This window comes from Cognataquiflexum nitidum (assembly GCF_022538055.1).
In the GTDB taxonomy this organism is placed as follows: Bacteria; Bacteroidota; Bacteroidia; order Cytophagales; family Cyclobacteriaceae; genus Cognataquiflexum; species Cognataquiflexum nitidum.
On record NZ_JAKZAM010000026.1, the window covers coordinates 1 to 13,214 of the forward strand.

Sequence of the window (13,214 nt, forward strand, 5' to 3'; positions counted from 1 at the left end):
GGGCGGATAAGCCCCGCCAAAGCCGGGCAGGCCCGCAGCGCCGGTGGTACCGGTACGCCACGGCGCACGGGAGAGTAAGCCGCCGACACATTATTGAGAGCCTTTGGAGAAATCCAAAGGCTTTTTTCACTTAGATGAATCGCTGTCAAACCAATTCAAAAATTTTTTAATATGAAAAATACCTTTGATCAGACTTATATCAATATCCTTTGATAACCAACTCTGAAACCATTTTTTACTTTTCTTTTGGTAAGAAATGGATTAACTTGGCCCTTGATTTGAGAAAAAAAATATCGCCGAATTTAGATTATCCCCCTATGAGAACGTATTTCTTTTTATTGGTTTTTTTGTTATCTTTTTCTTCTAACGCATTTACCCAAGATAATTTAGCAACCTATAAAAGAGGTAAAACTTTAATCAGATATGGGAATTATTCTGAAGCCATGGAGTTGATGCGTCCATATATGGATGAATCCTCATTTGGAAAATTAGCTTTATATGCCCAATATCATTTTGGAATGGCTGCTTTTAAAAATGGTCAAGGTGAATTAGCCAAATCTGTGATAGAACCATTGGCAGAAAATAAGACATGGGAAAAACAAGAAGATGCAAAATATCTGCTAGCATTGATTTATTTCGAAGAAAAAAAAAATATAGAAGCCTTACATGAATTATCTTTGATCAAAAATCCTGACATCTTTTCAAACGGTGAGCGTGCAAGCCTGAATTATTTAAAAAATACCTCTGTTAGTTTTTTGGTAGCAAACTTAAGTAAATTCAAAGATAATAAAGGGTATTTAATTGCTTTGAGAGAACAGCTCGAAAGACAATCAATTATGTCTATAGAAGAAAAAGCTGTTTTGAAACAGTTAAGTAATATTGATTATTCTTTTGATATTCCTAACCAAAGTAATAAAAACCTTCAAATTCTTGATATAGCCATATTATTACCTTTCAATTATTCAGGTGGAACTGATGTTAAAACAATATCACAAGGTAATTTTATTCTAGAGCTGTATCAAGGGATTAATTATGCTCTTGCTGAATTAATTGCGAACGGGACCAAGATTAATGTAAAAACCTATGACACCCAAAGGAATAATAACAGACTTCAAACCATTCTTTCTGAAGAATTTTTGCTAAATGCAGATGTAATCATTGGTCCTATTTACCCCGAAGAAACAGAGATTGTTTTGCAATTTTCAGAAAAAAATGAAATCCCATTTATTAATCCTCTTTCTAATTTGGATGATAAAATTCAAGGGTATGATTTTGCCTATTTGTTCAGGCCTGCAGTTTCATCTTTAAGCAGTAGTCTGTTGAATTATTTGAAATCAAATATTTCAGGAAAAAGGCTAGCAATAGCATATTCGAGTGCGTCAAGGGATGAACAGCTCGCAAACAAACTTGAGGCAGAAAGTAAGAATCAAGGGTTTGGTATAGTGACCAAAACCTTAATTTCAGCAAAAAATATCAACCATTTTTTTGAATCCCTACAACTTCAAAAAGACCTTCTTTCAAAAACAGATGCTGTCCTAATTCTTTCAGATGATCCGAATATAGCTCAGGCTACATTTGGATATATGGAATCTAAAAATCTTCAAATCCCCGTGGTAGTGATGGACAGTTGGCTTTTTTTCAATTTTGCCAGTTATGAAATGCTGGAAACCCAAAATTTTGTCTTTTTAGGAAATAATTCCATTGATTTCAGCAATCCTAATCTGGAAGCTTTCAGAACCGGATTCAATGAGCAATATGGGAAATTTCCCTCTCTAAATATGCATTTGGGCTATGAACTTGTAAATTGGATAGCGCAGACGATAAGCCCGGCAGAAGGATTTGATTTTAGAAGTAACTTGAATAAAAACGGCTTTAGCCAAGGGAAAATTACCTATGGTTTTGATTTTAGAGATTCCAATAACAACCGTTACGTTCCTGTGTTAAGATTGAATAATGGAAATTTAGAAGATAATTAAAGAACATATACATGCAGATTACCCATAGTAAAACTTTATTTGAAAAGGCAAAAAGATATATACCGGGAGGAGTCAATTCTCCAGTTCGTGCTTTCAGGTCTGTAGGGGGAGATCCGATTTTTATCAAAAGAGCTGACGGAGCTTATATCTATGACGAAGATGATAATGCCTACATTGAGCTCATTAATAGTTGGGGGCCGATGATTCTGGGGCATAATCACCCAATGATCAAAGAAGCCATCATCAGGGCTTTGGAATTTGGGACATCTTATGGGGCACCTACATCAAAAGAAGTTGAAATTGCTGAATTGATTGCAAGCATGGTACCTTCTGTCGAAAAGGTCAGAATGGTGAATTCAGGTACGGAAGCCACTATGTCTGCTATCAGGGTAGCGAGAGGATACACTGGAAGAGAAAAATTTATCAAAATGGAAGGCCATTACCATGGGCATGGAGATTCATTTTTAATTTCTGCAGGTTCTGGTGCGATTACTATGGGCAATCCGGATTCACCGGGCGTGACCAAAGGTACAGCAAAGGACACCCTCCTAGCACCATACAATGACCTCGAAGCCATCGAAAAACTTGTTGCCGCCAATAAAGGTGAAATTGCTACTTTAATTTTGGAGCCTGTTCCTGGTAATATGGGACTTGTCTTGCCAAAAGAAGGTTACCTCCAAGGATTAAGAAAGATATGTGACAGGGAGGAAATTGTTCTGATCTTTGACGAGGTCATGACTGGATTCAGGCTTGCAAAAGGCGGAGCCCAGGAACTTTTTGGAGTAGTTCCTGATATGACTACTCTCGGCAAGATCATAGGAGGCGGACTTCCGGTCGGAGCTTATGGTGGGAAGAAGGAGATTATGGAGTTTGTTTCACCGGCGGGACCAGTCTATCAGGCAGGAACACTTTCCGGAAATCCCATCGCAATGGCAGCGGGTCTTACAATGCTGAAACACCTAAACCAGAATCCTGAGGTTTATACCACATTAAACAGTATCGGGCAAAAATTGGTGAAAGGTTTCCGATCTTCCTTAGAGAAGCATGGATTGAATTATAGGATCAACCACATAGGGAGCATGTATAGTCTGTTTTTTACCGATCAGGAAGTTTTTGATTTTGAATCTGCCAAAAAATCTGATACTGTACGCTTTGGTAAATATTTCCAAGCCATGCTCAAAAGAGGTATTTACCTTGCCCCTTCCCAATATGAAAGTCTTTTTCTATCAACTGCCTTGACTGATGATTTGATTGAAAAAATTGTACAAGCCAATGAAGAATCACTCAAAGAAAGCTTTTGAATCGAAAATATAAATTAGAATGACCTTAAAAATATACGGCATCAAAAACTGCGACACTATGAAAAAGACCTTCATTTTTTTGGAGGAAAAAGGGATTGGTTATGAGTTCATTGATTACAAAAAACAGGCGCCTGACAATGCTTTGCTCGGGAGGTTTGCCAATAAAGTAGGAATAGAATCTTTGGTCAACAAAAAAGGGACTACTTATAAAAAGCTCACTGAAGATGAAAAGGTCACTTTGGAAAATGAAACTTCCGCTTTTGAAATGTTGGTTACAAAAAGCAGCATGATCAAAAGACCGATAGTCGAGTTTCCAAACGGTGATATGATTTTGGGTTTTGAGCCGGAAGCCATCTTGAAAAAAATCTAGAATTTGCCTTTCCTGCTAATATTTCACTTGATCTGTTGGCAGGGAAGGCAATTTAAAATTTCCCAATTCGACCTTAAAACTCAATCTCTTTAGCTTTTCAACGTCGATCTCATTGGCTAAAGGGGTTTCATAAGCAAAAACTTTTTGAAGGCTAAGATGGGAATCCAGCTTCTCTAAATTTTCCCCATTGACCATTGATTTAGTCAAATGCAACTGAATCAAGTGGGTATTTCCCTTCAGCATTTCAAAACTTTGACCTTTAATTTTTGTCTCATTCAGTTTGAGTACAGTGAGGTTTTCCATTTTCCCAATAAGAGGAATAACATCATCAGTGACATTCGAAAGACTTAAATCAAGGATGGTGATATAGGCAAGAATAGATTCCAAAGATTCCAAGTCCTGATTATCGGCTTCAGGGAAATTGATGGTACTGACTTTGAGTAAGGGAGATGTTACGCTCAACTTTTCGATAAAAAAACCTTGGCCTTTTAATTTCTTTAAAACATCCTCCTCCAATGGCTCGAGTTGGACTTCAGGATAAATCGAGTTTTCATTTTTCACAAAAAAAGAAGAAACCAAATCCACTGAAATTCCCGATTGGCCAAGTGTCTCTTCAAAAGAGGCACCTGTCTGAAGCCAAGCTTTTATCAATTCAACTTCGGCTTTTACAGGCTGTCTTTTTTCTTTTGGTGGCATATGGTCTTCATGGTCCAAAGGGAGCAGCATTCGTACCATGAGTTCGCTTTCCATAGGGTTTTTATGGAAGATCACTTCTCCATTTTTCCCGCCTTCCAACAAGCTTTCTTTGGAAGTCAGGATCAAATCTCCTTTGTTGTTCTTCTGATTATGGCAACTGCGGCAGTTTTGGTTCAAAATTGGTTGGACTACTTCTTCAAAAAACAAGGCCTCCTTCCAGGCTTCCCCATCAAGGGAAAGTGGCTTAAACTGCTCCTCCATTTTCCATCCAAAAGTTTCTTGTATTCTTTCTGGCAAAACCTCCGTTAGGTAGGTTTCTCCGTGTGTCAGATTGCCTCCGAGATGCCCGGTAATTGTCAGGGAAAGAAAAAGTATCGCTGAACCAACATGGATTTTTGGATTTGATGTGGATTGATATTTTTTGACAAGAAGATAAAGAGACAAGCAAGTCACCGCAGTGAGAATGCCCAGAATCAAATGGTTTTGAATCGTGTCAAAAGCATAACCTTCCTGATTGTAGAGAATAATTCCCGTGATACAAGCAAAAAATGCCGTCACAGTACTCAAAAGCAAAGCAAACTGCACTGTGGGCAAAAGCAGGTTCTTGTCCTTCCTTGGATAATACATCAAGATCAGGGCAAACAAAATAAACCCAATCGGCAAGTGGACTATCAATGGGTGGAAGCGTCCGATCAATGGTAAAATGAATAGCGGCATTGGTCTTGTTTAGGCTAAAATGTCTCTGATGATTTCACCTTCCACATCTGTCAGTCGAAAAGGCCTTCCCTGAAAATCGTAGGTAAATTTTTCGTGGTCAAATCCCAAAACCTGCAATATCGTGGCGTGGACATCATGTACCGAAACTTTTCCCTCTACTCCTGAGAATCCAAAATCATCCGTTTGGCCGTAACTAGCTCCGCTTTTAATCCCTGCCCCTGCCATCCACATTGTAAATGCATCCACGTGGTGGTCTCTTCCTTTGAAGCCCATGGTCTTTCCTTCCCTGTTTTCCTGCATCGGCGTTCTTCCAAATTCACCTCCCCACACCACTAAAGTATCTTCCAACAATCCCCTTTGCTTGAGGTCGAGCAAAAGGGCGGCAATCGGCCGGTCTATTTCATTGCATTTGTTTCTTAATCCCAAATCAATTGCCGTATCATGGTCCGTGCCGTGGCTATCCCATCCCCAATCATACAACTGAACAAAGCGAACCCCTTTTTCTACCAGTTTTCTGGCGAGCAGGCAGTTATTGGCAAAGGCTTCTTCTCCGGGTTTTGTGCCATACAGCTGATGGATATATTCAGGTTCGTCGTTGATGTTCATCACATTGGGAACCTCGATCTGCATCCTGTAGGCCATCTCGTATTGGTTGATCCGGGCCAAAGTTTCGGGGTCGCCAAATGCCTCAAATTCAGCTTTGTTTACTTCATTGATGGAGGAAATCAATGTCTTTTTGAGATCTCGGTTGATTCCTTTCGGGTCTTCAAGGTATAGCACCGGATCGCCTTTTGAGCGACATTGGACACCTTGGTAAACAGAGGGTAAAAACCCGCTGCCCCATACGCTTTTTCCTGCATCAGGGGTTTTTCCGCCGGATGTCAGGACTACAAAACCCGGTAGATTCTGATTTTCAGTACCAAGCCCATAGGTAACCCAACTTCCCAAGCTCGGTCTCCCCAATCTCGGACTTCCTGTTTGCATAAAAAGTTGGGCAGGACCATGGTTAAATTGGTCGGTGTGGACGGCTTTTAAAAAAGCGACTTCATCTACCACTTTTGAAAAATGCGGTAAGTAATCAGACACCCAAGCACCGGATTCGCCATGTTGGGCAAAGTTGGATTGTGGGCCAAGAAGATTGGGCACCCCACGGATAAAGGCGAATTTCCTGCCTTCTAAAAGAGATTCCGGGCAAGGTTGGTTGTTGTATTTGACAAGTTCTGGCTTGAAATCAAAAAGCTCCAACTGCGACGGTGAACCTGCCATATGCAGGTATATAACCGATTTTGCTTTGGCAAAATAAGGAGGAGGCAAGGGAGAAAGGGGATTCAAATCCCTGTCGGAAAGTTGAAGTCCCTGAACTTTGGGTACACCTTGATTTGTCTCGCAGCCATAAAGCAAGGGAGCCAAGGCCAACCCGCCCATTTTGCTGACGCAGTCCAACAGGAAGTGACGCCTTGTCTGTTTTTCAAGTTGCGTGCGGTGAAGCTCGGTCAATAGGTTTTCCAGCCTTTTCATTTCAGGATTTGGTTAGAAATTCATCTAGGTTCAACATGGCATTGGCCACCAAAGTATATGCTGCCAATTCCGGATTCCCTTCGACTTTTTTGTCTTGTAAAAATTCTTTCAGTTCCTCTGGTTTGGCTCTGTAATTTGCCAATGCTTTTTGATAAAGGTTCAGTAGACTTTTCTTCTTGGATTCAGAAATTGGCGCCAACATCATTTTTTCATAGGTTTCTGCAATGACATTCCCGGGATCTTTATTGGTTTCTTGGGTCATTTTTTCCCCAAGTTTCAAAGCAGCTTCAATATACACCGGATCATTTAAAGTCGCCAATGCCTGAAGTGGAGTATTGGTGACGATCCTTTTACTGATGCAGACTTCCCTACTGCCGGCATCAAAGCTGATAAATGAAGGATAGGGACTGGTTCTTTTCAAAAATGTATAAATCGACCTTCTGTATTGGTCTTCGCCTTTACTTGTTTTCCAGGATTCTCCATTATAAACTGTTTGCCAGATTCCATCGGGTTGGTGGGGCATGACACCTTTGCCATACATTTTGTCACTGATCAGCCCTGAAACAGCCAAGGCTTGGTCACGGATTTGCTCGGCACTCAGCCTAAATCTCGGCCCTCTTGCGTACCACCTGTTTTCAGGATCTTTTTCGTGCATTTCAGGACTGATCTTGGAGCTTTGCCTGTAAGTGTGGGAGCTGACGATTTCCTTAATCAGGGATTTGATGCTCCAATCATATTCGTGCATCAGCTTCCAAGCCAAGTGATCCAATAATTCAGGATGGGAAGGCAGATCCGATTGGGTTCCCATATCTTCCAAGGTATTGACCAATCCGCGTCCGAATATTTGCGCCCAAACCCTGTTGACCAAAGTACGGGCTGTCAGGGGATTTTCCTTGTCTACCATCCAATAGGCAAGTCCTAACCTGTTTTTGGGCCAATCGGCTTTCCAGTTGTTCAAGGCTTCTGGTGTTTTTGGGGAGACTTCTTCCCCGAGTAATAACCAGTTTCCCCTTTCAAAAACATTGGTTTTTCTCTTCATGAAATCAGGATTCTCGATCATGATGGGAAGCGCCACAGGTTTGGCGGCTAACAAATCTTTCCATTGCTGCTCGATGCTCAGGTATTCGGGTTTGTCTTTTCCGGGAAGTGAATTGACAAATGCAAACCAAACTATACCTGAAGTGGACTGTTGCGGTTTTGCTTTTGGATTTACGGCACTGATGAAAAGGTCGGTCTTTCCTTTTATTGGTGCAAATGGAATAGCCCTTGTAATCCGGCCTTCCGTTTTATTGATAGTAAATTCACTCAGGATTTCACCTTCAGGTCTACCTTTTCGGATTTCCATTTTGGTGCCGTCTATATCTGCCCAATAATTCAGTAAGAGTTGATCGGAGTTTTGGGTGTCCACATTGCGGAGGTAGGTCGTTCCATTGTGCCACATGCCTAGCCATTTGGTATCGATGAGTTCGGCGTTGACATAATCCTCGCAAAGATGGGCGTGGTACTTGGGTTCAAGGTAGGTTAGGAAATTGGCTTTTGCCAAAGCTTCCTCGTTGTTGCTGTTTTGGGCCACCCAGGTTTTGATTTTTTGAACCTGAGCTTTTTCTTCCTCGGAATAAAGTCTAAGCTTTGGTTCCTCGTCGTGGGTGTCCTCGTCCCGCGAATTATTGAAAAATGCCTTGATCTGAAAATATTCCTCATGCTTGAAAGGGTCATAAGGATGGCTATGACATTGTACGCAGGCCATGGTGGTGCTTTGCCAAACTTCAAATGTCGTATTGACTCGATCTAATACCGCCGCAACCCGGAATTCTTCATCCTCCGTACCGCCTTCATCATTGTTCATGGTATTGCGGTGAAAAGCCGTAGCGATCAACTGCTCTTCGGTAGGATTGGGCAATAGGTCCCCAGCAAGCTGCTCCACAGTAAACTGATCAAATGACATGTCATCATTGAGTGACTTGATGACCCAATCCCGATAAGGCCACATGGTCCTGGAGACATCCCGCTCATAGCCTTTGGTATCGGCATATCGGGCCATGTCTAGCCACCAAGTCGCCCATTTTTCACCATAGGTAGGCAAGGAGAGGAGTTGGTCGACAGCTTGGTTATAGGATATTTTTCCTGTATTCCAATCATTTACCAATTTTTGTGATGGGGGAAGACCCGTGATATCCAAAGCCAATCTTCTTAATAAGCGCAAGGATTCTTCCTCTGAAGATGGCAAAATCCCATTTTCAATTTGTTTTTGGAATACAAAATGGTCAATGGATGAAATGGGAGATGTACCAAGAATTGAGACAAATGAACGAAGCGAAGGGGAAGAAACTTTAGGTTTTTCGACCGGCACATAAGCCCAATGTTTGCCCCAGGCAGCGCCTTGATGGATCCAATTTTTGAGTGTTTCGATTTCTTCAGGTGACAATGCGGGTCTGTGATAAGGCATCCGCAATTCGGGATCGGATTCATAAAGTCTCCTGATGATTTCACTTTGTCCAGGTCGGCCGGGTATGATGGCAGGCTGTCCTGATTCTGTTTCAGCAAATGCTTCCTCCTCAAAAAGAACGCTGAAGCCGCCGTTTTTTTTCACCCCTCCATGACAGGAAATACAATGCTTGTTTAGGATGGGTTTGACATCCGTACTGAAATCCACTCTTTTTGGTTCTTTGAAAAACAAGATGGTTCCCACCAAAAGGAAGAGCGAAACGGTAAGGAAAGCTGGAAGATTTTTATTTGGCATTTTGGATAAGCTACTGCAATAAAATTAAAGATTTTTGTACAACTTATCAAAATGTCGTTTGTTGGAAGGGGGAATAGCAATTATCTGTACAAGTCAAATTGAATAAATACAAACCAACTTCTGCTATTATACGATATTGTTTGATACTTTTTGATATTGGGATATTGTTTCGATTCGAACTTGGTGTCTGTTTGGTTTAAGATTTTTTTGGAAAATGATCCCATCGGGATCAAATATTAATAACCCCGGGTAAGGAACGCAACCCGGGGAAAAAAGAGAGAAAGCGTGACCGGTTTTTGGCCGAAAGAATATCAAGAGAGTATAAGCCTTCTACCAAAAACAGGGGACTTCAAGACATAATTTCTTATGCCATTATTTAAGGTACAATACATTCAACCCCGGGTTTAACCCTGGGTTACTATTATTTGATCTTTTCAGGATCATTAACCCAAAATGTTTGTGATGGTAAAAACATTTCTTGATTTAATATCTGCCTTTGGAAAATCAAAACGAATAAGACGGAAGATGCTTTAGGATATCGCCAGTCATTTTTTCCAGACTGTACTCATGTTGCCAACCCCAGTCTTTCCTTGCGCAGCTATCGTCAATACTATCCGGCCAAGAGTCGGCTATTTCCTGTCTGAAATCCGGTTTGTAACTGATGCTGAACTGAGGATAATGGACTTTGATACTTTCGAAAATTTCCTTTGGAGAAAAACTCATGGCCGAAAGGTTGTAACTCGACCGGATTTTCACCTGCTCTTTTGGCGCATGCATCAGGTCTAAAGTGGCCTTGATCGCATCGGGCATATACATCATTGGCAGGTAGGAATCTTCTTGGAGGAAAGAAACGAAATGCTCGCCTGCAATTGCTTTGTGGTAGATGTCCACCGCATAATCGGTCGTCCCACCGCCGGGAAGTGACTTGTAGCCAATAAGTCCAGGATAACGCAGGCTTCTTACGTCTACTCCGTATTTCTGAAAGTAATACTCACACCACCTTTCTCCGGCTTGCTTCGAAATGCCATAGACCGTATTGGGTTCCTTTACACAATATTGCGGTGTGTTGACTTTGGGAGTATTTGGACCAAAAACAGCAATGGAAGATGGCCAATAGATTTTATCCAGTTTTTCTTCTTTAGCCAGTTCCAATACAAAAAGCAAGCTTTCCATATTGAGGTTCCATGCAAAAAGAGGCATCTTCTCGCCTGTGGCGGAAAGCACAGCGGCCAAATGGTAAATCTGCTTCACATTTTGGTCCTTGACCAAATCTTTCAAAGCCTCTTTGTCCATCACATCTAGGACGGAAGTCCTGCAGTTTTCGAACTTTTCCAAAGCTTTGGGATTGATGTCTGTAGCGATGACATTGTCTCCACCGTAGATGTTGGCTATGGCCTGCGTCAGTTCCGAACCCAATTGTCCGGCTGCGCCAATGATCAAAATTCTTTCCATTTTTAAAATATTCCTTATCGGTGCTTCAGGAAAGCCCTTAGGATTTTTAATTATATTTGGGACTTAAAGCGACAAAAATAGTGATTTCAATGAATGTATTTCACTTTAATTGTAAGAGTGTTTTTTTCTTTTAAAACCCCCAATACAAAATATTATGTACGATACTTTGAAACCCAAATTAGAGAAAGAGTTACAGGAAATCGAAGCGGCAGGCCTGTTCAAAAAAGAACGCATCATTACTTCCCCTCAAGCTGCGGAGATTACCATTGCCGGAGGCAAAAAGGTGATGAACTTCTGTGCCAACAATTATTTAGGTCTTTCTTCACATCCCAAGGTCATAGAAGCAGCAAAAAGTGCCATCGATTCCCACGGTTTTGGCATGTCTTCGGTGAGGTTTATCTGCGGTACACAGGATATACATAAGGAATTGGAAGATAAAATTTCTAAGTTTTTGGGAACCGAAGATACGATTTTGTATGCTGCGGCTTTTGATGCCAATGGGGGAGTGTTCGAACCTCTTTTTGGTGCGGAGGATGCAATCATTTCCGATGCGCTCAACCATGCTTCGATCATCGACGGGGTCAGGCTGTGCAAAGCAATGCGCTTCCGATACAACCACAACGACATGGAGGATCTCGAAGCCCAACTTAAAGATGCAGATGCCAAAGGTGCCCAAAATAAAATCATAGTCACTGACGGCGTTTTTTCCATGGACGGTACCATCGCTCAATTGGACAAAATCGTCGCTTTGGCAGAGAAATACCATGCTGTAGTCATGTCTGACGAATGTCATTCTACGGGCTTTATGGGCAAAACCGGCCGTGGCGTCCATGAATACCGCAATGTGATGGGCAAAATCGACATCATCACAGGGACATTGGGCAAAGCCCTTGGCGGTGCTTCGGGAGGATTCACTTCCGGCAGGAAAGAAATCATCGAATTGCTGCGTCAGCGTTCGAGACCTTACCTTTTTTCCAATACCTTGGCGCCATCCATCACAGGTGCTTCGATTGCGGTTTTTGACTTGCTGTCGGAGACCACCGAACTGAGAGACAAGCTAGAAGTGAATACCAAATACTTCAGGGAAAAGATGACAGCGGCGGGTTTTGATATCAAGCCTGGCGAACATGCCATCGTCCCGATCATGCTGTATGATGCGGTGCTGTCCCAAAAGATGGCCGAGAAGCTTTTGGAGAAAGGGATCTATGTTATCGGGTTTTATTTTCCGGTGGTGCCAAAAGGTCAGGCGAGGATCCGGGTGCAGATTTCTGCCGGCCACGAAAGGGATCATTTGGACCAAGCTATTGCTGCTTTTATAGAAGTGGGGAAAGAATTGGGTGTAGTGAAGTAAAAATCCTAGACCTTATTGAATATCAAAAATCCCCTTGGATAAGATTCCAAGGGGATTTTGATTTTAGTATTTAGGAGATTCAATAATTGCATTGTCATTTTTTTTTTGATATATTTAGTTTTCAGAATTGAAAATATTTGAGAAAAAAGTAAACCGAAAAAGGCTATGAAAAAAATAATTTATTTTCTAATTACACTTTTATTAGGTGTAGGCTGTATTAGTAAAGAGGATTGGGAAAAGGATGTTCTGGATGTTGATAAGGCATTACAAAGAGCCCAAGACTCTTGCGGACAGGCTTCAATGGATTGGTTTAGTGAAATGCTTCGCAAGGCAGAGGAGGATAGGTTAACTAAGGCACATAAAGGAAGTTATATTGGTTTTGTTTCCTTGGTCAAATATGAAAATAGCAGCGTCTTTTATACAAATTTCATGAGTAAAGTTGGAGGAGGGTTGATGTTTTACTTAATGGATTGCGAAGGAAATCAATTTGATGCATCTTCCATTGTTGCGGAGGATATGGCTTTTTTCTCAAAAGAAGCCTATAAAAGGAGAACATCATATATTCAAGTGTGCCTCTGGATTTTTTTGACTGAGTATGGGGTATTCAAAATTTCATAAGGTGATTAAGGCTGCAGGGTTTTGACCCAACCGTTGGCACCGAGGCCTGTGGATCCTTAATGGATCACTAAAATCCTGAGAATTAAAAAATTTTCTATTCAGGTTTGTGATGTGTTTTCAATCAGACGTACTAAATGCTACATTTCTCACAAGTTGTTTTTCTCACGCAGTTCTTTTGCTGAATAATTGAACTCAAGTGGTTCTTGGAGGATAGAAAGGCTCATTTTTTTAAGCTTTTGCTTGGAGATGTATCCTTTTAAAGCCATTTTCAAAGCTTCTGTAATGGTCTCTGCTTTGGTATATTCCAAAGCTTCTTTGATCAATTCGTCAGGTAAGATTACAGTAACTTTCATGTCAAAATAATTTTAGATTAAAACTACAATATGCTATCGTATCAAAAAATTGTAATACGATTTATTTTTATTTTAAGTATCTGTGGCTCATTTGGTTTGAAGTTCAAATTCAGCGGCTATGG

General features: G+C 41.2%; 10 protein-coding genes. 5 read left to right on the top strand and 5 right to left on the bottom strand.

Features of this window, described 5'->3' with window-relative positions; genetic code table 11:
• Positions 1–209: 209 nt before the first annotated feature.
• The 3 genes from MMU07_RS16120 to MMU07_RS16130 are packed head-to-tail and all read left to right on the top strand — an operon-like array spanning position 210 to position 3,647.
• Complete coding sequence (locus MMU07_RS16120; RefSeq protein WP_241127211.1) at positions 210–1,976, top strand: ABC transporter substrate-binding protein; 1,767 nt, start codon at positions 210–212, stop codon at positions 1,974–1,976.
• A gap of 11 nt (positions 1,977–1,987) precedes the next feature.
• Positions 1,988–3,277, top strand: a complete 1,290-nt coding sequence (gene hemL, locus MMU07_RS16125) for a glutamate-1-semialdehyde 2,1-aminomutase (protein WP_241127213.1) — start codon at positions 1,988–1,990, stop codon at positions 3,275–3,277.
• Positions 3,278–3,296: 19 nt separating this feature from the next.
• On the top strand, positions 3,297–3,647 hold the full coding sequence (locus tag MMU07_RS16130; protein WP_255737569.1) for a Spx/MgsR family RNA polymerase-binding regulatory protein: 351 nt from the start codon (positions 3,297–3,299) through the stop codon (positions 3,645–3,647).
• 15 nt (positions 3,648–3,662) lie between these two features.
• On the opposite strand, the gene MMU07_RS16135 is transcribed toward MMU07_RS16130, so the two are convergent.
• The 4 genes from MMU07_RS16135 to MMU07_RS16150 all read right to left on the bottom strand — a co-directional run bounded on the left by MMU07_RS16135 (position 3,663) and on the right by MMU07_RS16150 (position 10,770).
• Positions 3,663–5,060 (bottom strand): c-type cytochrome domain-containing protein, encoded by a 1,398-nt coding sequence (locus MMU07_RS16135; RefSeq protein WP_241127217.1) that lies wholly within the window; start codon positions 5,058–5,060, stop codon positions 3,663–3,665.
• A gap of 9 nt (positions 5,061–5,069) precedes the next feature.
• Complete coding sequence (locus tag MMU07_RS16140; protein ID WP_241127219.1) at positions 5,070–6,578, bottom strand: DUF1501 domain-containing protein; 1,509 nt, start codon at positions 6,576–6,578, stop codon at positions 5,070–5,072.
• Between the two features lies 1 nt (position 6,579).
• Complete coding sequence (locus MMU07_RS16145; protein WP_241127221.1) at positions 6,580–9,318, bottom strand: DUF1553 domain-containing protein; 2,739 nt, start codon at positions 9,316–9,318, stop codon at positions 6,580–6,582.
• Positions 9,319–9,822: 504 nt separating this feature from the next.
• The gene (locus tag MMU07_RS16150) at positions 9,823–10,770 is read right to left on the bottom strand and encodes an NAD-dependent epimerase/dehydratase family protein (RefSeq protein WP_241127223.1); all 948 of its coding nucleotides are present in this window, start codon (positions 10,768–10,770) and stop codon (positions 9,823–9,825) included.
• A 154-nt stretch (positions 10,771–10,924) separates the two neighbouring features.
• Here MMU07_RS16150 and kbl point away from each other — a divergent pair, with 154 nt between their 5' ends.
• Positions 10,925–12,121 (top strand): glycine C-acetyltransferase, encoded by a 1,197-nt coding sequence (kbl, locus tag MMU07_RS16155; protein ID WP_241127232.1) that lies wholly within the window; start codon positions 10,925–10,927, stop codon positions 12,119–12,121.
• 165 nt (positions 12,122–12,286) lie between these two features.
• Positions 12,287–12,739: a hypothetical protein gene (locus MMU07_RS16160; protein WP_241127234.1), complete on the top strand. Its 453-nt coding sequence runs from the start codon at positions 12,287–12,289 to the stop codon at positions 12,737–12,739.
• Between the two features lie 146 nt (positions 12,740–12,885).
• On the opposite strand, the gene MMU07_RS16165 is transcribed toward MMU07_RS16160, so the two are convergent.
• Entirely contained in the window at positions 12,886–13,092 is a 207-nt protein-coding gene (locus MMU07_RS16165; protein WP_241127236.1) for a type II toxin-antitoxin system VapB family antitoxin, read from the bottom strand.
• Positions 13,093–13,214 lie beyond the last annotated feature (122 nt).